The organism is Rhodococcus sp. DN22, from assembly GCF_036669995.1.
Classification (GTDB): domain Bacteria; phylum Actinomycetota; class Actinomycetes; order Mycobacteriales; family Mycobacteriaceae; genus Rhodococcus_F; species Rhodococcus_F erythropolis.
This window is the reverse complement of the sequence record NZ_CP133326.1, coordinates 4,657,503-4,677,989: the sequence shown is the minus strand read 5'-3', so window position 1 is coordinate 4,677,989 and position 20,487 is coordinate 4,657,503. Positions and strand designations below refer to the sequence as shown.

Here is a 20,487-nt window from a genome sequence, read left to right as displayed (position 1 = left end):
CGGGGTATGTCTTCTATCGCGCGATATTGGACGACTAGGCGAATGTTGATGTACTTCAACAGGTCTCGAGTCTTCATGTTCCCGAAGTTGTCCGGTTTGTCTCTGGTTATCGAAAGTGTGTTCGATTAGACTTTGAGTATGGACAGTCGGGAAGCGTGGCAGCTGGATGGCGAGGGCCTCAAGGGTGAGGTTCTGGATCTGGTGCGCGCCCGGCACGAGTTGCAGTCGCGGATGGTGTTGTTGATCGTGGAGATGTTTTCCCGGGAGGTTCTCGGCGGGAAGGGTTTTCGGGCGATCGCGCAGTGGTTGCATGGTTCGACGAATTTGGAGATCGGTGAGTGCAGTCTGCTGGTCGGGTTGGCGCGGTTGTTGATGCTCGAACCGGTTGTCGCGGATGCGTTTCATCGTGGTGACGTTGATGCGTTGAAGGCGCGGCAGGTGGCGTCGTTTTGTCAGCATCCGCCGAAGAACATGACCCTGGCGGATGTGGACAAGGCTCGCGGGATTCTGTTGGGTTTGGCGTCGAAGAACATTGCGGATTGTGATGCGGTGCGGGCGGCGATTCGGCGGATCGAGAAGCAGTACGGCAAGCGTGAGGACGGCGTTCCGGTCGGGGAAGATTCGGAGCGGAACGAGTTCTACGCGTCGAAGGGCCTGTACGGCAGAGTAACTGTGAAGGGTGATCTGGATGCGGTGAACGGGGCGCGTCTGATCACGTTGTTGTCGAGCCTGTCTGCGCCGATACCGGAGAAGGACGGCGTGAAGGACACCCGCACCCCGGCGCTGCGGCGTGCGGACGGGTTTTGTGAGTTGTTGCGCCGGTATGAGCGGGCGGGGTTGGGCCCGATCGAGGGCGGGGTGAAACCGCACATCACGGTCACCGCCAGCGCGAAAGACATGACGGATCTGCAAGCGTTGAAGGACTTGCTGCCGTCGACCGATGAACTCGGGTTTGCGTGGACGGATTGGGTAGGTCCGATCAGTATCGATACCGCGCGGATGTTGGCGTGCGACTGCACCGTGACGCGGATTTTGTTGGATGAGAATGGTGTTCCGCTCGAGTGCGGTAAGGAAGCGCGAACGGCGACGGTGCCGCAGAGGCGGGCGTTGGCGGTTCGTGATGGTGGGTGTGCGTTTCCGGGATGCGGAACGCCGTCGGGGTGGTGCGATGCTCATCATATTGTTCACTGGAACGATGGTGGCCCAACAGATCTCGACAACCTGGTTCTGTTGTGCGGTCATCATCATCGGACGATGCACCACACCGAATGGCGGGTGGAGATCGGGCCGGATCGGAAAACAGTGTTCTATCCACCGATGTCGATCGACCCGTATCAGCAGCCGATCGGCGGGAACAGCCCACCCACAGCGGCGTGAACCGCGACAACTGAAGACGTGAGCACCGGGGCATCACCATGCCCCGGTGCTCACGGCTGTCTACTGTCAGAACGCTACTGTCAGAACGTGAGCGTGAGTCGCCCGTTCTCGTCGCTGATGTGAACAGTTCGCCCGATCGACGGAGGGTTGTCACCGCGAAGCTGGGTCAGTTCGGCGGCATTCTCGGGACCGGTGTGACCGGCGACGCGGCCGCCGTCCGGCGTTGCCGCGATCACGAACCCGATCTCAGGCTCCCCGGTGCGGCCGTATTCGACAGAGGCCGTAACTATTTCCGCCGTGCCCGTGTAATCAGTGATCAGTTCCGGAACCTCCGCAGTTAGCGCGCGTGCGTCGGGATCACCGACGTACCCGCCAGCGTGAGCGGCGGACGACAGCAGTACGCAGTGCTGGTAGGTGAGGAATCCACCGTTGCCGTGGACGAGGGCAAGGTTCGCGCCGTCGCGAATTCGCCTGGTGACTTCAGCGACGGAATGCAGGGTGTAGCTGTTGAGCGGTCCGCCGAAGAACGAGTGTCCTCCGGTGACGCTTGGGATCGCGGTATCGGGAAGTCCGAGTTCGCGGATCAACAGCTTGGGCACGATCGGGAAGCAGCTGTAGGCATCGACGATGTCGAGTGCGTCGGCGCCGACTCCGGCACCGTCGAGTGTGCGATGTACGGCGTCATGCATCGCGGCCGAGCTGTCGAAGCTGTTGCGGCTGAGTATGTCCAACGGATCACTCGCACCTGCGCCGCCCCAGAGGTACACCAGCTTGTTTTCATCGATCCCGAACTCGCGGGCCGTCGACAACGAGCAGACGACAACGGCCGCAGCCTGATTGACGAAAGGCATGGCGTTGAGCATCAGCGGGTACGGCTCGGAGACCATCCGATTGCCGGGGCCGACGGTGCCGATCTCGTCTGCCGATCGGATCTCCGACGTCCAGGAGGCGGGATTCTTCGAAGCCAGTTCCGAGAACGCGGCGTACATCCGCGCGGACCAGTCGAGCGATTCACGGGCATCGTGGCCCTCGGCAGCACTGAAACAGTTCTCGAAGAGCGGGTAGACACGAGTCGGCACGATGAAACCGGCGCGCTGCATTTCGGGGCTTCCCAGGTCGGTCGGATCGAATCCGGGAGGCCCACCGGGCGCGGCTGTCCACCCGATCGAGTCGGGGGCGACTCCGGACTTTCGCAGCGCGGTGCTGCTGGCGTGCGATTCGCCGCCCACGAGCAGAGCAGCCGAGGATTCACCGCGAGCGATGGCCGCGCCGATCCGATCGAGGAGTGCCGCGGGCCAGTGGCCACCGATCGGCGAGGTAGAGGTGACCGTGGGGGTCGCGCCTAATCGTGAGGCAAGCAGCCCGGGGAGATCGTCGTACGACCAGCTGACTGTCTTGATCGCGAACACGGAATCGATCTGTGTTCCCAGTTCAGCGTGTCCACTGTCGTTCAACGCGCCGACGGTGGCGTCGTGAATCAGATCGAGGGGTTCGCGGTGCCCGTCGGCAGGATTCCAGCGCAGATCGCCGACGCCGACGATGACCGGGATTCGTGATGCGTCAACCATCATGTACCTCTCGTTGCCGACCCGTAGCCGGGAGTTGCAGTCACGATATCGGGGACCCTGGTATGTGTAACTCTGGGGTCACAGTCAACAATTTTCGGGTTCCTATTTAGGTATGCCTAACGAAAGTCCTATACTCGTCTTCATGACAGCTGTGGCAGAGAGAATTTCGGTGCCCGTGGGGCCGCGTTCCATCGATCACCCCTACTCGATGACAACGGTGACTCTGAAGCTCTCTCATCAGCGGCAGTGGGCCCCGCATCGTCATCCTGAACATGAGCTGATCTGGGGAAACTCCGGTGGAATGCTCACGGTTGTCGCTGACGGCATCACCTGGGAGGTTCCGCCTTCGGCCGGACTGTGGCTGCCTGCCGGGGCGTTGCATGCCGTGAAGGCAGGTCCGGGTACGGAGTTCTTCTGCACCTACTTCCGGCCCGAGGCTCACGCCGCGCCGTCGGGTGTTCCGGGCTTGTTCGGTGTCAGCGCTCTCCTGCGTGAGGTACTCCTGCACATGCATCGGCGGAACATGCCCGACGAGGCGCGCAGTCGCGCCGAGCGGGTGGCCTTCGACATGTTGCAGCCGCTCGAAGTTGCTGCGGTGGAGGTTCCGATGCCGACCGATCCGCGAGCGTTGTTCGTCGCCGAAGCGTTGGTCGCCAATCCGGCAGACCAGCGGTCGCTGTCCGAATGGGCGCTGACGGCTGGCGGTAGCGTCCGTACGCTGACGCGCGTGTTCGCGCAGGGCACTGGAATGACTTTTGCGCAGTGGCGAATACAGGTACGTGTCCGCGCAGCATTGACGTATTTAGCTGCTGGAGTGCCGGTTTCGGTTGTCAGTAGGCGGGTCGGATACGAAACTCCGAGTGCCTTTGTCGCGGTGTTCCGCCGGGTCACCGGCCGCACACCCGGCAGCATGATGAACAAGGGGAGTGTGGCGCCCGAATCGGTGCCGTACCTTCTGCACGCATGAGTTGGGTTGCACCGGGCGGAAGTGCTCGGTGCAACCGTCGCGGTCAACTCCGCGGAGCGGACCACGCTTCCCACAGCTCCGCATACCGACCCCCGAGGTTGACCAACTCGTCGTGAGTGCCGTGCTCGACGACGCGGCCGTCGTCCATCACCAGGATCTGATCGGCGTCGACGGCCTGTGAGAGTCGGTGTGCCACTGTGACAGCAGTGCGACCTCGGGTCAGAGCGAGAGCGGCATCGTCGAGGACCCTGGCTCCGGCGCTGCCCGCTTCGGCGGTCGCCTCGTCGAGAATCAGCAGCGGCGGATCCAGTAATTCGATTCTTGCCAACGCAAGTTGTTGTGCCTGTGTTGCGGTCAGCCGGTGTCCACCGTCTCCGACCACGGTTTCGAGTCCGTCCGGGAGAGCCCGCAGCCAATCCGACGCGCCGACGGTATCGAGCGCCGCGGTGATGTCGTTGTCGGTTGCCGACGGGTCGGCCAGCCGCAGATCCTCGGCCAACGTGCCGGCGAAGACGTGGACCTCCTGAGTCACGAGGGCCACCGCGCTCCGAGATGTCGACGGTGGCAGTTCGTTCCGGGGCACCGTCCCGATCTTCACGACGCCTTCGGTCGGTTCGTAGGTTCCCGCGATCAGCTTTGCGACTGTAGATTTTCCGGCTCCGGTAGCGCCCACCAGTGCGGTGACGGTTCCTGCCGGAATGGTGATGTCGATGTCTCGCAGAACAGGAGCGTCGCCGCTTCGGTACGAGAATGTGACGCGTTCCAAAGAAGCTGAGCTGTCGACAGGTTCCTGCGGATCGGTCGGTGCAGATGGCACGGGCGCAAGCGTGACTCCGACCAGGCGAGCCAACGCGATTGTGCCTTCCTGCAATTCGTCGAACACGCTGAGAACCGCGCCCACCGGATCGAAGAGGCGGTGGAAGAACAGGGCTGCGGCGGTGGCGGCACCGATGCTGATCTGACCGTCCTTCACCAGCCAGAAGCCGGTGATCAGCACAGCGGACAGGCCGATGAACTCCGCGATGTTGAGCCGGCCGAAGAACCTGGTGCGTAGACGCGTGGTCAACAAGCTCAGCCGGACGGCCGTCATCGATCGAGATTCGATCTGTTCGAGATGCGGCTGGGCCAGGCGAAGCGATCCGACGGTGTCGGAGTTGCTCAGCGAGTCCAGGAGCTGTTGCGCACGTGCACCTTCTGCCTCCCGCTCCTCGCGGTAGACCGGTGCCGACCTCGAGAGGTACCAGCGCAGCGCCTGGATCTGGATGGGTGCCGCGATCACCGCGGCGACGGCGAATCTCCAATCGAGGCTACCCAATCCGATCAGCGTCAACACGATGGTCAGTGCCGCGGTGGCAAAAACCGGAAGTGCTTCGGATACGGCCCGGGTCACCAACCGCACGTCGCCGGTGATGCGGGAGACGAGATCTCCGCGCCCGGCCCGTTCGACGTCGCTCTGCGGAAGGTCGAGAACCCGGACGACAACTTCTTCGCGAAGGTCGGCGACAACGCGCTCGCCGACGCCGGCGAGCAGGTAGTTGCTCACTCCGACGAGAAGGGATGAGGCAACCGCGATACCGACCAACGCGAGAGTCAGTGTGCCGATGCGAGAGACAGCGTCGCCGTCTGCCTCGGTCACGGCGTCGACCATGGCGCCGAGGACCAGCGGTGTGAGCAGACCGATCGCGGTCGCGGCGGTCAGGGTGACGACTGCTGCGATCGCGGAAATTCGGTGGGGTCCCATCAACCGAAGTGCCGCGCGCCGCGCCTGTTTCGGTGTTGCGGTGGGGAGTAGTTCGTTCACAGCTCGATCACCCGATCGCAGATATCGAGCAGCACGGGGCTGCTGGTCAGAAGTATTGTGGCGTGTGCCCCGCGTACCTCGGCGATCCCGCGAGCAATGCGCGCTTCGGTGACGGAGTCGACGGCAGTGGTGGGATCGTGCAGCACCAGGACGGGAGCTTCGCTCGCCAGTGCCCTCGCCAACGCGATGCGCTGACGCTGACCGCCGGACAAAGAATTCCCTTGCTCGGTGACTCGGGTTGCGAGGCCGAGCGGCAGTGCCGAGATCACTTGATCTGCCGCAGCAGCGGCGATGGCCTCGTCGTTGCGGCTGCCGATCGGTGCGAGGGCGTCGATGTTGTCGCCGACTGTGCCGATGAACAGTGCCGCGTCGTGCGGTGCTGCCAGAACGTGAGTGCGAAGTTCGTCGATGTGCAGCTCGTGAATGGCGTTGTCGCCGAGATGAATTGTTCCGCTCGAAGGCTCGATTCGACGCGCCAGTGCGTCGACCAACGCATCCGCCCAGGCGGCATTCTCGGTGACGATGCCGATGATCTCGCCGCGTTTGACGTCGAGATCGACTGGTGACGCTCCGGCCAACACGACGTCGCGCAGCGTCAGGAACTCGGAGTGATTCAGGGACACAGGTTCACCCGCGGGAGTCACAGCCTCGGTGGTCCCGAGAAGTGCTGCGACGCGGTTGGCGGAAGCACGCGCCCGTGCCAGACCGGCGCCGAAGTAGATGATGTCGATCAACGGACCCCGAAGGAACTGTGCCAGACCAACCACGGCAACGAATTCACCGACCGAGATGCTCCCGGACGCTGCCATCCGTCCGCCCACGTACGCGATGACGGCGAGGAAAGCGCCGGCGATCGCAACGTTGGCGGCGGAGTACATCGCTTGGTATCTCTGTGCGCGAAGGGTTGCTTCCAACGAAGTCCGGCTGGCTCCCCGATACCGCTGCGCTGCAGCATCTCCGGCGCCGATTCCGGAAAGGATTCGGAGTCCGGAGAGTAGATCTGCGGCTAGCGCGCCGGCCTTGGCGCCCTGCCATTGATCGGTTTCGGCTCGGCGTTCGAGCGGCCGACTGACCACCTGCATGAGAGCCAGCACCGGGGGAGTGCCGAGGATGACGAGCAGGCCGAGTGGCACCGAGATCACCAGTAGCGAAATCGCGGCGGTCAGCACTCCGCAGGCGGCCGCAAGTTTGGTGCTCAGCGTGTGCGTGAATCCGGCCACCGAACCCGCGTCGGATGTTGCAATCGAGTAGACCTCGCCCGGCATACGCCGCGGCGACATGCCGTGCGGATCGAGGCCTCGGCGCGCGATGTCCATCCGCAAGCGATGTGCTCCGTGCTCGGTGACGGAATCGGAGATGCGCGCCGCGAAGCGCCAACTGAGCAACAAGCCGGTGAAGAGAATTCCGAGAACGAGGATCCACTTTCCGAGCGCTGCGGCATCGCTGGTCGCCACAGCACGGTCGATCACTGCACCGATCACCACCGGCACCAACGCTTCCGCGACCTGGTGGCCGGTGAAGCCGACGGACGCGGCCGCCAGCTTGGCTCCGCGACCTTCGGAAGCGATCGCGCGTGTGATTACCTGACGCGGCGTGATCGCCGGGCTGGTTGGGGGACCGTTTGTCTCGGCCGAAAGAAGTGGTGTCGAAGGCACTGGGTCCACGCTAGGGATCGTGGGCGGTAGTCAGAAGTCACACCGGTGCCAATACTTGTCGTGAACAGGCCATACGTATTGCGTTGGCCGAATTGCGATAGTAGTTGGCCCCGTTGCAGCGGAGAAGGCATCGACTCATCGACGACACTGCAATAAATTAAGGTCTACCTTACTTAGCACGGGTTAACTATGTCCGGAAGTCGGATGGATCCTCGTGTTCGGGTCCGGTTCATGTTCCATCGATGTTGGAGATTGTTGTGAGTCTTGTGTTCGGCGAGGTACTTCACAAGGAGTACGTGACCCCGGGAATGGTTCGTATCGTGTTCGGTGGGGAGGAGCTGACCGCCTTCGAAACCACCGGTACCGGTGACGAATACCTGCGCCTCCACTTCCCGGTCCCGGCTACAGGCAAGTTCGTTCTTCCGGCGGAAGATCCGGATGCACCGCGCGGTTGGCGATACCCGGAGGGAGAGGAACCGTCCCCGTGCCAGCCGTACACCGTGCGACGGTTCGATTCCGAAACCAGCCGCATGACGATCGACTTCGTCGTTCACGAGGGTGGTATCGCCAGCGACTGGGCACAGAAGGCCGAGATCGGTGACAAGTTGGCGATCGGCGAGTCTCGTGGCCTCTACGAGCCCCCGGCCGACGCACGCTGGCAGGTGTTCGTCGCCGACGCGACTGGACTCCCCGCACTCGGGCGTTTGATCGAACAGTTGCCCGCCGGGATGTCGGCCAAGGCGATCGTCGAGGTGGTGGACGAGTCTCACAAGCAGCAGATCACCTCGGACGCCGACGTCGAGTTCATCTGGCTGGTCGGCAGTGGCAACGGTGTTGCACCGTCGAAGTTGCCGGACGCGGTTCGCGCGATGAACTTGCCCACCGAACTCGGATACGTGTGGGTTGCAGGCGAGAGCACGATGCTCCGTGACATCCGCAAGTACCTTCGCCACGAACTGAAGTTGCCGGGTGAGCAGTACAAGGTCATCGGCTACTGGACGTACAAAGCCGAGGTGTGGAACGCGAAGTACGAGGCCCTCGACGAAAGTGTCCGCGCGGCACTCGATGCGGCTTGGGAATCGGACCGCGACGAGGAAGAGATCCGCGACGAGGTCGAGAAGACTCTAGAGAGCGCCGGCTTGTGACCGTTGGATTCGACAAGAGTGCTGTCGACAGCGGTGCGGCGGACGAGAGTGCAGTCGACAAACACACCGAAGAACTGATCGACGAGTCGCTGCAAGAGAAGCAGAAGCAACCGGACGGCCTGGTATCGACCAACTCTCGTCGTATGGCGGGTCTTCTGGTGTGCCTGGTGGTGCTCGCCGCCGTGCTCCTTCTGAGTATCGCGGTGGGATCGAAGACCATTCCGTTCGGGACCGTGATCGACGCGCTGGTGAACTACGACGACTCGAACGATCACGTGATCATCCGTGACCTGCGGCTACCTCGTACTCTGCTCGGTCTGATAGTCGGTATGGCACTGGGTGTGGCCGGTGGCCTCATCCAGGCGATGACACGAAATCCCTTGGCTGATCCAGGAATTCTCGGTGTCAATGCCGGCGCGGGCTTCGCGATGGTCGTTGCCGTCGCGGTCTTCGGCTTGACCAGCATCTGGTCGTACATATGGTTCGCTTTCCTCGGAGCGGTGATAGCCACGGCGATCGTCTACACGCTGGGCTCGATCGGTCGAGGTGGTGCGACGCCCATTCGGCTGACGCTTGCCGGTGTTGCCATCGGCTCCGTGCTCGGCGGCATCTCGTCCGGGATCACCTTGCTCAACCCGACCGCCTTCGACCAGATGCGCCAGTGGAATGCCGGCTCACTCAGCGGGCGTTCGTTGGAAATCGTTCTCGCCGTCGCACCGTTCATTCTCATCGGGCTCTTCCTGGCGCTCGCGTTGGCGCGCCAACTCAACGCGGTGGCCCTGGGTGACGATCTGGCACGTTCGCTCGGTGCCAACATCACTCGTACTCGCATCCTCGGTGTCATCGCGGTGACATTGCTGTGCGGCGCGGCGACAGCTGCGGCCGGGCCGATCGGATTCGTCGGTTTGATGGTTCCGCACGTCGCGAGATGGTTCGTCGGACCGGATCAGCGATGGATTCTCCCGTACACGTTGGTGTGCTCGCCGATTCTTCTTCTCTTCTCCGACGTCGTCGGCCGAATCGTGCTGCGCCCGGGTGAACTTCAGGTCGGCATCGTCACGGCCTTCATCGGCGCTCCGGTGCTGATCATGCTGGTGCGTCGAAGCAAGGTGAGCGGTCTGTGAGCATCGATTTCGGGCGCGCCACCACGGTGGTGCGCTCACCCAAAGAAGGCTGGTCCGCGCGGATCGACGTCCGCACGGTCACAGTCTGCCTCGTCCTCGTTGCGCTTGCATTGGCCATCGGTGTCATCGCGCTCGGTAGTGGTGACTACCAAGTGCCGATCGGGGACGTCCTCGGTGCACTGTTCGGCGAAGCCCCCGCGCGTATCCACATGGTCGTCGTGGAATGGCGTCTGCCCCGAGTTCTGTTGGCGCTGATGCTCGGTGCGGCGCTCGGTATGAGCGGTGCGATCTTCCAATCGCTGACCAGGAACCCGTTGGGTAGCCCGGACATCATCGGCTTCAACTCCGGTGCGTACACGGGCGCTCTGGTGGTCATCCTCCTCATCGGTGGTACTTACTACGAGATCGCAGTCGGTGCTCTGGTGGGCGGAATCGCCACCGCAGCAGTTGTTTATCTCCTTGCGTACAAGCGAGGTGTGCAGGGATTCCGGTTGATCATCGTCGGTATCGCCATCAGCGCGATGTTGGGCTCGGTCAACACCTGGATGATCCTCAAGGCGAAACTTGACGACGCCATGGCTGCCGCAGTGTGGGGTGCCGGTTCGTTGAACGGACTCGGCTGGACTCAGGTGTGGCCGGTGGTCGTCGTGCTGGCCATCCTCGTTCCGCTGATCCTGGTGTTGGGCAGGCGGATGCAGATGCTCGAGATGGGCGACGACGCCGCCAAGGCGCTCGGCGTCCGGGCCGAACCCACGCGGCTTTCCCTGGTTGTTCTCGGCGTCGCCCTGACGGCCATGGTGACAGCAGCGGCCGGTCCCATCGGGTTCGTCTCTCTTGCGGCTCCGCAGTTGGTGAGGCGATTGACCGGTAGTGCCGGAGTGACCCTGCTGCCGTCGGCAGCAATGGGTGGCGCGTTGCTGATGGTCAGCGACTGGGTGGCGCAGCGAGCTTTCGCGCCGACACAGTTGCCGGTCGGCGTCGTCACCGTCTCCATCGGTGGCATCTATTTCGTATGGCTTCTCGCGCGAGAGGCACGTAAGCAGTGATCGGTGAAGGAACGAGGAACAGCGTGAACGAGACAAGTACGGCCGCCGTCGTGGTCGAAAGGACGAATCGGCTTCGCGCCGAGGACGTCACGATCGGTTACGACAAGCGCGTCATCTCGGAACACCTCGACGTCGAAATCCCCGACGGTGGCTTCACCGTCATCGTCGGTCCCAATGCCTGCGGCAAGTCGACGCTTCTGCGTGCGCTGTCCCGGTTGCTCAAGCCGACCACCGGCAAGGTCCTTCTCGACGGTAAGGCGATCACGTCGTACCCGGCAAAGGAAGTTGCGAGGCGACTCGGGCTTCTGCCGCAGACGTCGATCGCGCCGGACGGAATCAAAGTCGCCGATCTGGTTGCGCGAGGGCGTTATCCGCACCAGAAGCTGATCCGCCAGTGGTCCCGAGAGGACGAGGCCGCCGTCATCAAGGCGATGGAAGCAACCAAGGTCACGGATCTGTCGGCCAGGCCGGTCGACGAACTGTCCGGTGGTCAGCGCCAACGTGTCTGGGTAGCTATGGTTCTCGCGCAGCAGACTCCGTTGGTGCTACTGGACGAGCCGACGACGTTCCTCGACATCGCGCACCAGATCGAGCTGCTGGAACTCTGCCGCGATCTGAACGAGAACGACGGACACACGCTGGTGGCGGTGCTTCACGATCTCAATCACGCGTGCCGCTACGGAACTCACATCATCGCGATGAAGGACGGCGCGGTGGTCGCCGAGGGCCCGCCCGCGGAGATCATCACCGAAGAACTGGTGCAGGAGGTGTTCGGCATGGCGTGCCGCATCATCGACGATCCGGTTTCCCACACACCGCTGGTCATTCCGCTGGGACGCGAGCGTCAGCGAAACATCGAAGGAGCAAAGGTATGACACTCGTCCTGGATGCGCAGGTTACCGACACGGAGTGGGCTCAGATCGTCGACCGCATTTCGCGACGCCGATTCTTCGGTGGCGCAGCTGGTGTGGCTGCAGCATTGGCGCTGAGCGCCTGCGGAAGCTCCGATGGCGAATCCGACTCTGCCAGTGACACTCTCCCGTACACGTGGGCCGAGTTCAGCGGCGACGTTCCGCGCGACCCGAGGCGTGTGGTGGTGCTCGACGGCCGCGTCGACCTCGAATTCGCGATGATGATGGACTACCCGATCGTCGGATCGGGCAACTTCTGGTTCCCCGACGCCAAGGCAGGATTCCAGTTTCCCGGCCGCACCATCGAGGACGCGAGCTTCGTCAACGTCGCCGGCGACTTCTCCACCAACTTCGAGGCTCTGCTCGCTCTCGAGCCCGATCTGATCGTCATCACTGCGATCGGATACACCAGTGACTGGTACGGCACCGAGCGCTTGTCTTCCATCGCGCCGCTGTTGGTCGTCGGCGACGACGTCGAACCGATTGCCGGGCACCCGGTCGACTGGCGAGGTGCTCTGATGGCGCAGGCGAGCCAGCTCGACCGGGTGACGATCGCCGAGGCTTCCATTGCGGAGTACGACGACAAGCTCGCGAGACTGCGACCGATGTTGCAGGAGAAGCTGGGCGGAAAGAAGATCGTGTTCGGCGTTCAGACGCCGACGGGCTTCCTTGTGCATCAACGGAATCTGCGAATCAGTGTTGCACTCGATGCCGGCCTGGACGTGCTTTTCCGTGACGACGACAATGCAGAGAACTCGTTCGAGTTGTCGTTCGAGCAACTCGACACCTTGGCTCCGGCGGATGTGATCATCGCCCAAGCACGCGATCAGGAAGCGCTCGACGCGATCAAGTCGCAGCCGACGTGGCAGCGGTTGCCTGCAGTTCAAGCGGGCAACGTGTTGACCAGCGACGCGCGATACAACCAAGGATTTGCGCTCACCGCGGCCATCTTCCTCGACGTTCTCGAGGAAGCGGCCGGACGAATCACTGCTGGGCAGTAATTCAGGCGACGTTGCGGGCCTGGTCGAGTAGTTGTGCAACCTGCTCGAACCAGGCGCCGTAATTGGCGTAGGTGTTGGGACGCTTGTCGTCGAAGTCGATCACCTGGTTCGCGGTCACCGCGGGCAGCTTGACGAACACGGGTGATGCCGCGAATGCCTCTGCCGACTTCGCGAACTGGAACACGATGTCCGCCGGATAGTCCGGTACCTGTTCCCAGCTGAGATCGGCCCAGCCCTTGTCGCCTCCCGGACCGGTGAACTTCACGCCCAGTTCCTTCAGGTACCCGAACTGAGCGAGCGCCGTTGTGCCTGCGTACAACTCGGAGCTGTCACCGTTCAGGGCGAGGACTTCGATGTCGTCGACCTTGGCCGCAGCAGTTCGGATGCGCTCTGCACCGGATTCGAATGCTTCCTTGCCCTCGCGTGCTGCGGCTGTGTCGGTGTTCCCGCCGAGTGCTTCGGCGAGTGAGGCGTACTCGTTCAACACGTCCGGTGTCGAGGCTCCGGAGAACTTGACGCCGACAAACGGTGCAACATTGTTGACGGTCTTGCCCATCGGCTCGTCCCACCAAGTCCATCGTGTCGGGTCGTCGCTGTTGCCGTACCCGATGACCAGGTCTGGGTCCAGCGCCGCAAGAGCTTCCGCGCTGAGTTCACCTTCACGGCCGACGACGGTCATCGTCGACTCGTCAGCGCGATCGGTGACGTCTGGATTGCCGACGCCGTAACCGAAGATGCCGACCGGCCGAATGCCGTAGTCCCACAGAGCCGCAGCGGAGTACGCGTCGACGACGATCCGCTCCGGGGCGTGGTCGAGGGTGATCGTGTTTCCGTATCCCGTTGTGTAACTCCAGGACTGGTCGGCAGACCTGGTCTCGGTAGAGGGCGCTGCGTCGCTACTTCCGCAACCGGCGAGTAGGAGCGTGGCGACGGCGGGTAGTGCGGCGAAGCCAGCGAGCCGGCGATTGATTTTCATGAGAACCTTCCGAACATGGCGAAATAAGCTAGGTAAGCCTAACCTGACATGTCATTCGGGTGTTCTCGGGGTCAGTTGCCCTGCCACATCTGAAGCCATTCGCTCCAGGACGGGGGAGTGATCGTTGGTCGAGGTGTTCCGCCACGAAGTCCGTCGAGCATGAAGTCGAGATAGCGCGTGTGTATTTCGGTGGCTCGATCACCCTCGATCGGCAGAGTCGGCCGCAGATGCACTGTCATGAGCATGACGTCAGCAGCAGTGAAGTCGGGCGGGACTTCGCGAGCGTCGATGCAGACGTCGACCATCGATTGCAGTGCGGCCTCCAATTCTTCGGCGGCACGAGTGACTTCGGCGTGTTCAGGTAACTTGCCGCCGAGGACCGGAATGAGCGGTCCCACTGATTCGGTGAGATATCGCGAGAAGAACGTCTTCAATACGGCTTCATCGGTTTTCGCGGTGCTCATGCACTCTCGGGCGAGGGTGGCGAGGTGGTCGATCGCCCAGACGCGCAGGGATTGCGCCAGTTCCTCCTTGCCTCGGTATCGGCGATAGATGCTGCCTACTCCCACTCCGGCCCGGGTGGCAATTGCCGATACCGGTGCATTCCAACCCTGTTCGGCAAAAATCTCGCGCGCTGCTCGCAGTACGGTGACGTCGTTGTCTGCGGCTTCTCGGGCGCGTCCGGGGAGGCTCGCATTCTCTTTCGCCATTCCCACAGGCTAGCAATGCATGGTTTACTCAATCGGAACGGAGTGTTCCGTTCCGATTCGATTCATGATTGGAGGAAGGTGTCGATGACAACCTTGGCGGAGGCGCCCACGCGATCCGGGAGCCGGGTGGTCGCCGCGCTTGCGGGGGCGGTACTCGTCTACTCGCTCATGCAGACCATGCTGGTACCGGCGTTGCCGGTGTTGGGTGAGCATTTCGACACGTCCGTGGCGGTGACCGGCTGGATCCTGACGGCGTACCTGTTGGCGGCCGCGGTGATGGCTCCGATAGTCGGCGCGATGGGTGACCGATTCGGCGACAAGCGAGTCCTGGTGATCGTCCTGATCATCTTCGCTCTCGCGACATTTGCCGCGGCAGCCGCCCCGAATATCGGGGTGCTGCTTGTCGTTCGAGCTGTCCAGGGAGTGAGCATGGCGAGCTTCCCGCTTGCGATGGCAGTACTGCGGAGAACGGTAGTAGGTCCCGAGTTGTCTTCAGGGATAGGTTGGCTCGCTGGGACTTTGGGAATCGGTGCCGGAAGTGCACTGGTGATCGGCGGTGTCATCCTCGAGTATCTCAGTTGGCAGTGGTTGTTCGTGATCACCGGGATCTTGATCGTGCTCGCATTGGTCGCAGTGGTGGCCGTGGTTCCGGGCTCGCATCGCCGCCCGGGTATGCCGACGGACTGGGCCGGTGCCGGCGCTCTGGCGTTCGGATTGGTGAGCCTGCTATTGGCGATCACGAAAGCCTCCGACTGGGGAGTTTTGTCGCTCGGATTCTGGGGTCTGGTGGTAGTCGCGTTCGTTTCGTTCGCGACACTGATTGCCGTCGATTCCCGCCACGACGCGCCGATCGTCGACATGCGAGTTTTTCGGGACAAGCCGATGATGATCACCAGCGCACTCACCCTGGTGTTCGGGTTCGTGCCGTACATTTTCTATCTCTGTCTGCCGCGGATCCTCCAGGCGCCGGAAACGTCCACGTATGGAAGCGGATTCACCGTTGTGCAGACCGGCTTGGCGCTCTTGCCCGCCGCTGTCCTCGTCTTTCTCGGTGGCCGCTTGACGCCGGCTCTCGCGCGGCGATTCGGGCCGCGGGTGCCCGCTGTCATAGCGCTGGCCCTCATGGCGGCGGGCGCAGTCGGACTCGCGATCTGGCCGAGTTCGGTGGTTGCGATCGTGGCGTTCTTTTCCCTCGTCGGATTGGGGAACGGCGTGGGGTTCGCGGTCTGTGCTCTGTTGGTTGCCTCGATCGTCCCGCCATCGGAAATGGCAGCAGCCAGTGGAGTCAACAGTGTGATCAGAACCGTCGGTTCGGCGGTGGGCGCCCCGGTGACCACAGCGGTCCTGGCGATCGGCATTTCCGGCGACTCGTTCGCGCTGGCGTTCGTGATGGGTGCCGTCATCAGTGTTGTCGCCTGTCTGCCGGCGATTGCACTTCCAGCGACGAGGACTGCACAAAAGGCGTGACTTATTGTAGGCTCCCCTAATCGAGACAGCGTGTAACTAAAGCGGGGAGAGAAGGATGCGGCAGCAGTGGGGCCTGCGAGCAACGGCACTCGCAGCGACAGCAACGGCGCTTGTCGGTTGCTCCGTGGGCGGCGATGACGCAGACGCATCGGAAACAGGCGAGTCGTCGGCCGTACCTGCACCTCAGAAACTGCTCGCACTGGACGAGTTCGCAGCGCTCAACGCACTCACGCTCGGGGTCAAGCCCGATACGGTCTTCGCCACGCTGCAGTCGCAGGCGGCGAAGGAGATATTGCAGAGTGAGGGGATCGAGGTCGTCGACAAACCGACGTTCTTCCAATCGCCAGATGCGGAGCAGATCGCGGCCGTTCATCCTGACCGAATCCTGCTCAGTGATGTCGGCTCGTTGACGTCGATCACCTTGCGGGCCAACGTGATTGCCCCGACGACGGTGCTCGCCTATGCGGCGCCGTGGCGCGAATTTCTGAATACCGCGGCGACGGCACTGGGTCGAGAGTCCGAAGCTCGCGAAATCGTGTCGAGGCTCGAGACCAAATTTGCCGAAGTATCCGGAACGGTCGAGGCGCAACCGCAGACGCTGTCAGTGCTGGTGGGATTCTCCGGCGGCATTTACACCGTCATCCCACAGTCGCCGATGTCCTCGATCATCGAGGAAGCCGGTTTCGGGCGCCCGCAAGCCGAACTCGACGCGAAGATCGGCCCCAACACAGGTGTTGCCACGTCTTCGGTGTCAGGCGAGGAGGTCGGACAGCACGCGGCGGACGCGATGGTCGTGACCTCGGGCAACATCTACGACGGCGCTCTAGTTCACGCAAATCCACTGTTCAACGAGATCTCCGCAGTGAAGGCCGGACGCACGGCAGACGTGAGCGGTGAACTTTGGTTCGGCAGTTATCCTTTCGCGGTCTACTGGATCCTCGAAGACCTCGAGGCTCTTGCCGATCGCACTCTCACCGGCGCGGAACTCCAAGGCCGCATCGCATCCGACGCCGACGCAGAAACCCGATGGAAGGCGTTCTCGAAATGACGACGACACAGGCTACGAAAGCAGACATTTCATCTGAAGAGGCCGACGCACCACAAGGAGCGACGGCCGAAGCCTCGCAAGCCAAAGCTGAAGCGGCGGCGCACAAGAGCGCGCTTCGCGAACTCCTTGCGCCAGTTCGTACACGGACCACCATCGCGATGGTGATGCAGGTGATCGCCGCGGTCGCGGCCATCGTGCCGTACGTGGCCATCGCCGAGTTGGGTAAGACGCTGATCGTGGGCGGCGACATCGACTCGTCTCGCGTCTGGACGATCGTGTGGGTGGTCGTCTTCGGTCTGGGTATGCGTGCGTTCTTCGGAGGCGGTGCATTGATCGTGACGCACTTCGCCGATGTCAATCTTCAAGCTGTGCTTCGGCGTCGAATCGCAGCGACACTCGGTCGACTTCCACTGGGCTGGTTCACCTCCCACTCGTCCGGAACCGTGCGAAAAGCCGCGCAGAACGACATCTCCGATCTCCACTACCTGGTTGCGCACAGCGCCGTCGAGACCACCGGCGCCATTGCGGTGCCGCTCGTCGGGCTCGGCTACGTGATCTCGATCGACTGGCGTCTGGGACTGGTCGCGATTGCCACCCTCCCGATCTACATGATCGCCTACGCGATGATGACCAAGGACATGGCCGTCAAGATGAGCCGGATGAATGAGGGCATCGCGGCCATCAGCAACACCATCGTCGAGTTCGTCACCGGCATCGCAGTGGTCAAGACCTTCGGTCAGGACAAGCAGTCACATTCTCGATACCGCGACGCTGCCAAGGCGTTTGCCGTCTCGTACGAGGGCTGGGTTCGCCCGATGCTCCGGACCGAGGCGCTGGCCTCGATTGCGTTGAGCGCACCGGTTGTGCTGGTGGTCAACCTTGGCCTCGGCTCGTGGTTCGTTCACTCCGGATGGGTGTCACCCGTCGATGTGCTGACCAGTTCTCTTGTCGCGATGGTGATTCCGGTGTCGGTGACGACCATCGGTTTCGGTATGCAGGCTCGCCGTGAGGCAGCCGCCGCTGCGGCGCGACTGATCGCGCTGTTCGCAACCGACGCTCTGCCGGAAACCGATCATCCGAAAAAGCCTGTGGGGAACGAAGTTCGATTCTCCGGAGTCTCCTTTGCATACGACGACGGCGCCGACGTCCTGTCCGACATTGATCTGACGCTGTCGGAGGGCACCGTGACGGCGTTGGTCGGACCTTCGGGTTCGGGTAAGTCGACGCTGGCAACGCTGGTTCCGAGGTTCCACGACGTGCGTGCCGGATCCGTGGCAATCGGTGGTGTCGACGTCCGGGAAGTCGCTACCGACGAGCTGTACCGCCACGTCGGATTCGTTCTGCAGGACGTGCAGCTGGTCGAAGCGACCGTGCTCGACAACATTCGGCTTGCCCGACCGCAGGCGACTTCGGCCGAGGTGAAGGCCGCTGCCGCAGCCGCGCAGATCGACACCCGAATCGAAGCGCTCCCGAGGGGGTACGACTCGGTGGTCGGGGTCGACGCCAGATTCTCGGGTGGTGAAGCCCAAAGAGTCTCCATCGCGCGTGCGATTCTCGCGGACACTCCTGTTCTCGTGCTCGACGAGGCAACTGCGTTCGCCGACCCGGAGTCCGAAGCCGATATCCAAGAAGCGCTGTCGCGCTTGACGGTCGGCCGCACGGTGCTGGTGATCGCGCACCGGTTGGCTTCGATCGTGAGTGCCGATCAGATAGTGGTCCTCGACGCCGGACGGATCGTGGAGAAGGGCACGCACGATCAGCTTGTGGCGAGTGGTTCAACCTATGCCCGGATGTGGGCGAGTCACAGTCGGGCCGACTCGATTGAACACAGTCGGGCCGACTCGATTGAGCACAGTCGGGCCGACTCGATTGAACACAGTCGGGCCGACTCGATTGAGCACAGTCGGGCCGACAGCATCGCAGGTACGTCTGACGCAGCAGGAAAGGCCAACTCATGATTCGCGACCTCTTCCGGATACTCGGCCCGCAGAATCAGGGCCGATATCGCGAGTTCCTGGTGTGGGCAGTGTTGTACGGCGTGATGCAGGGTTTGGCAGTGGCGCTTCTGGTCCCTGCGGTGCAGGCACTGTTCGATCAGAACTGGGGCAGTTTCGTTCGGTGGCTCGCCGCCATGGCCGTATGCGCTGTGATCAGTTCGATTGCGCACTACCTGCAGGCGATGAAGGGTTTCGAGTCGGCCCTCACTCTGCTGCGGACGATGCATCTGCGCCTGGGAGATCATCTCGTCACTCTGCCGCTCGGCTGGTTCGGCGCCGGCCGACTCGGGCAGGTATCGCAGGTTGCCAGCAAGGGCACCATCTCGGTGATGGGGGCGGCTGCGCACCTGATGACACCGATCATCTCCGGAATTGCCAGCCCGGCAACCATTGTCGTGTGCATGTTGTTCTTCGACTGGCGGCTCGGGTTGGCGCTGGTGGTCAGCGTTCCGATTCTGTTCGCGGCAGCCAGATTTGCCTCGACGATGACTGCCAAGGCCGACGATCGGGCCCATGCAGCGGCCGTCGAATCGAACAATCGAGTGCTCGAATACGCGCGTTGCCAACCGGTCCTGCGTGCTTTCGGACGCACCCACGGGGTGTACGAACCGCTCGACGACGCGATCGAAGCGCAACACACTGCGGGTCGTTCACAACTGTGGTTCGTGGTGATCGGGTCCGTGGTCAACGGGATTGCCCTGCAATTCGTGTTCTCTGCCGTGATCATCTTGGGCGCGTTCCTCGCGCTCGGCGGCGACATCGATCCGGTCACGTTGATCGCGCTACTCGGACTGACCGCACGGTTCATCCAGCCGCTGGGTGAGATCGGCGAGTTCGGCGGTGCAATCAGAATGGCACGCAATGAAATCCGGCGAATGTCCGAGATCCTCGAAGTTGAACCAATGGTCGAACCCGATACCAGCGGGACGGCCACGGGGGAGACGGCAGTGCAGTTCGACGCCCTCGACTTCGGATACGCGGACGGTGGGCAGGTTCTGCGAAACATCTCCTTCGACGTGCCACGGAAGTCGTTGACGGCGTTGGTCGGTCCGTCAGGGTCCGGCAAAACCACCGTCACCCGGTTGATCTCGCGCTTCTATGACGTCGACTCCGGTGTGGTGCGTGTCGGCGGCGTCGACGTGCGGGACCTCACGAGTGCCGACCTGATGTCGCAGCTGTCTCTGGTCTTCCAGGACGTGTACCTCTTCGACGACACGTTGATCGCGAACATCCGCCTCGGCCGCCCCGAAGCCACGGACGAGGAAGTCTTCGACGTGGCTCGGATCGCGGGCGTCGCGGAAATCGTCGAGCGGCTTCCGCGGGGTTGGGACACCCGTGTCGGTGAGGGCGGGACGGCACTGTCCGGTGGAGAGCGGCAGCGGGTCTCCATTGCGCGCGCACTCCTCAAACGCGCACCTGTCGTTCTGCTCGACGAGGCGACGGCCGCGCTCGATCCCGAGAACGAGGCACACGTGCAGCGTGCGATGCAAGAACTCGCCAGGGAAAGCACACTGCTCGTGATCGCTCACAAACTGTCGACCGTCGTGGCCGCAGATCAGATCATCGTGCTCGGTGACGACGGATCGATCGTCGAAGTGGGCACCCACGAAGTCCTGCTCGCAGCCGGTGGGAACTACGCCGCGTTCTGGAACCAGCGCCACCGTGCGTCGGGATGGCGGTTGGTGGCAAGCTGA

General features: G+C 62.7%; 16 protein-coding genes. 11 read left to right on the top strand and 5 right to left on the bottom strand.

The genetic code is table 11. The features are described from left to right. The first annotated feature begins 138 nt into the window (after positions 1 to 138). Positions 139 to 1,377, top strand: coding sequence for an HNH endonuclease signature motif containing protein (locus tag RA302_RS21175; protein WP_243617542.1), 1,239 nt, complete (start codon positions 139 to 141; stop codon positions 1,375 to 1,377). Positions 1,378 to 1,457: 80 nt separating this feature from the next. Here RA302_RS21175 and RA302_RS21170 read toward each other — a convergent pair whose 3' ends face one another. After that, positions 1,458 to 2,948: an acetyl-CoA acetyltransferase gene (locus RA302_RS21170; protein WP_070159697.1), complete on the bottom strand. Its 1,491-nt coding sequence runs from the start codon at positions 2,946 to 2,948 to the stop codon at positions 1,458 to 1,460. A 139-nt stretch (positions 2,949 to 3,087) separates the two neighbouring features. Here RA302_RS21170 and RA302_RS21165 point away from each other — a divergent pair, with 139 nt between their 5' ends. Beyond that, positions 3,088 to 3,912 carry an AraC family transcriptional regulator gene (locus RA302_RS21165; protein WP_003946247.1) on the top strand — a complete coding sequence of 275 codons (825 nt, stop codon included), beginning with the start codon at positions 3,088 to 3,090 and terminating at the stop codon, positions 3,910 to 3,912. A 43-nt stretch (positions 3,913 to 3,955) separates the two neighbouring features. Here the strand turns inward: RA302_RS21165 and RA302_RS21160 are convergent, their stop codons facing one another. Together RA302_RS21160 and RA302_RS21155 are read right to left on the bottom strand one after the other, a co-directional pair. Continuing rightward, positions 3,956 to 5,713, bottom strand: coding sequence for an ABC transporter ATP-binding protein (locus RA302_RS21160; protein WP_243617543.1), 1,758 nt, complete (start codon positions 5,711 to 5,713; stop codon positions 3,956 to 3,958). Then, positions 5,710 to 7,368, bottom strand: coding sequence for an ABC transporter ATP-binding protein (locus tag RA302_RS21155; protein WP_235867842.1), 1,659 nt, complete (start codon positions 7,366 to 7,368; stop codon positions 5,710 to 5,712). Before RA302_RS21155 ends, RA302_RS21160 begins: the two co-directional genes overlap by 4 nt. Positions 7,369 to 7,625: 257 nt before the next feature. Between RA302_RS21155 and RA302_RS21150 the strand changes: the two genes are divergently transcribed. The 5 genes from RA302_RS21150 to RA302_RS21130 are packed head-to-tail and all read left to right on the top strand — an operon-like array spanning position 7,626 to position 12,595. Further along, entirely contained in the window at positions 7,626 to 8,513 is an 888-nt protein-coding gene (locus RA302_RS21150; protein ID WP_223304402.1) for a siderophore-interacting protein, read from the top strand. Next, positions 8,510 to 9,637, top strand: coding sequence for a Fe(3+)-siderophore ABC transporter permease (locus RA302_RS21145; protein WP_243617544.1), 1,128 nt, complete (start codon positions 8,510 to 8,512; stop codon positions 9,635 to 9,637). Before RA302_RS21150 ends, RA302_RS21145 begins: the two co-directional genes overlap by 4 nt. Then, the gene (gene fepG, locus RA302_RS21140; protein ID WP_003946259.1) at positions 9,634 to 10,683 is read left to right on the top strand and encodes an iron-enterobactin ABC transporter permease; all 1,050 of its coding nucleotides are present in this window, start codon (positions 9,634 to 9,636) and stop codon (positions 10,681 to 10,683) included. Before RA302_RS21145 ends, fepG begins: the two co-directional genes overlap by 4 nt. A 23-nt stretch (positions 10,684 to 10,706) precedes the next feature. Then, positions 10,707 to 11,558, top strand: coding sequence for an ABC transporter ATP-binding protein (locus RA302_RS21135; RefSeq protein ID WP_050794099.1), 852 nt, complete (start codon positions 10,707 to 10,709; stop codon positions 11,556 to 11,558). Further along, complete coding sequence (locus tag RA302_RS21130; protein ID WP_042448949.1) at positions 11,555 to 12,595, top strand: ABC transporter substrate-binding protein; 1,041 nt, start codon at positions 11,555 to 11,557, stop codon at positions 12,593 to 12,595. Before RA302_RS21135 ends, RA302_RS21130 begins: the two co-directional genes overlap by 4 nt. A gap of 1 nt (position 12,596) precedes the next feature. Here the strand turns inward: RA302_RS21130 and RA302_RS21125 are convergent, their stop codons facing one another. Together RA302_RS21125 and RA302_RS21120 are read right to left on the bottom strand one after the other, a co-directional pair. After that, positions 12,597 to 13,571 carry an ABC transporter substrate-binding protein gene (locus tag RA302_RS21125; RefSeq protein WP_042448946.1) on the bottom strand — a complete coding sequence of 325 codons (975 nt, stop codon included), beginning with the start codon at positions 13,569 to 13,571 and terminating at the stop codon, positions 12,597 to 12,599. A 71-nt stretch (positions 13,572 to 13,642) separates the two neighbouring features. Beyond that, the gene (locus RA302_RS21120) at positions 13,643 to 14,281 is read right to left on the bottom strand and encodes a TetR/AcrR family transcriptional regulator (protein WP_030536301.1); all 639 of its coding nucleotides are present in this window, start codon (positions 14,279 to 14,281) and stop codon (positions 13,643 to 13,645) included. Between the two features lie 84 nt (positions 14,282 to 14,365). Here RA302_RS21120 and RA302_RS21115 point away from each other — a divergent pair, with 84 nt between their 5' ends. Genes RA302_RS21115 through RA302_RS21100 form a run of 4 tightly spaced genes read left to right on the top strand, consistent with a single transcriptional unit; the run spans position 14,366 to position 20,487 of the window. Continuing rightward, positions 14,366 to 15,748 carry an MFS transporter gene (locus tag RA302_RS21115; protein ID WP_070162504.1) on the top strand — a complete coding sequence of 461 codons (1,383 nt, stop codon included), beginning with the start codon at positions 14,366 to 14,368 and terminating at the stop codon, positions 15,746 to 15,748. A 55-nt stretch (positions 15,749 to 15,803) separates the two neighbouring features. Next, positions 15,804 to 16,796: an ABC transporter substrate-binding protein gene (locus tag RA302_RS21110; protein ID WP_070162484.1), complete on the top strand. Its 993-nt coding sequence runs from the start codon at positions 15,804 to 15,806 to the stop codon at positions 16,794 to 16,796. Further along, positions 16,793 to 18,754 carry an ABC transporter ATP-binding protein gene (locus tag RA302_RS21105; protein WP_338477854.1) on the top strand — a complete coding sequence of 654 codons (1,962 nt, stop codon included), beginning with the start codon at positions 16,793 to 16,795 and terminating at the stop codon, positions 18,752 to 18,754. The genes RA302_RS21110 and RA302_RS21105 overlap by 4 nt, the downstream gene beginning before the upstream one ends. Continuing rightward, complete coding sequence (locus RA302_RS21100) at positions 18,751 to 20,487, top strand: ABC transporter ATP-binding protein (protein WP_070162480.1); 1,737 nt, start codon at positions 18,751 to 18,753, stop codon at positions 20,485 to 20,487. Before RA302_RS21105 ends, RA302_RS21100 begins: the two co-directional genes overlap by 4 nt.

Coding starts and splice junctions, on each gene's coding strand:
- RA302_RS21175 (WP_243617542.1), top strand. CDS start 139: ATGGACAGTCGGGAAGCGTGGCAGCTGGATGGCGAGGGCCTCAAGGGT.
- RA302_RS21170 (WP_070159697.1), bottom strand. CDS start 2,948: ATGATGGTTGACGCATCACGAATCCCGGTCATCGTCGGCGTCGGCGAT.
- RA302_RS21165 (WP_003946247.1), top strand. CDS start 3,088: ATGACAGCTGTGGCAGAGAGAATTTCGGTGCCCGTGGGGCCGCGTTCC.
- RA302_RS21130 (WP_042448949.1), top strand. CDS start 11,555: ATGACACTCGTCCTGGATGCGCAGGTTACCGACACGGAGTGGGCTCAG.
- RA302_RS21125 (WP_042448946.1), bottom strand. CDS start 13,571: ATGAAAATCAATCGCCGGCTCGCTGGCTTCGCCGCACTACCCGCCGTC.
- RA302_RS21120 (WP_030536301.1), bottom strand. CDS start 14,281: ATGGCGAAAGAGAATGCGAGCCTCCCCGGACGCGCCCGAGAAGCCGCA.
- RA302_RS21115 (WP_070162504.1), top strand. CDS start 14,366: ATGACAACCTTGGCGGAGGCGCCCACGCGATCCGGGAGCCGGGTGGTC.
- RA302_RS21110 (WP_070162484.1), top strand. CDS start 15,804: ATGCGGCAGCAGTGGGGCCTGCGAGCAACGGCACTCGCAGCGACAGCA.
- RA302_RS21105 (WP_338477854.1), top strand. CDS start 16,793: ATGACGACGACACAGGCTACGAAAGCAGACATTTCATCTGAAGAGGCC.
- RA302_RS21100 (WP_070162480.1), top strand. CDS start 18,751: ATGATTCGCGACCTCTTCCGGATACTCGGCCCGCAGAATCAGGGCCGA.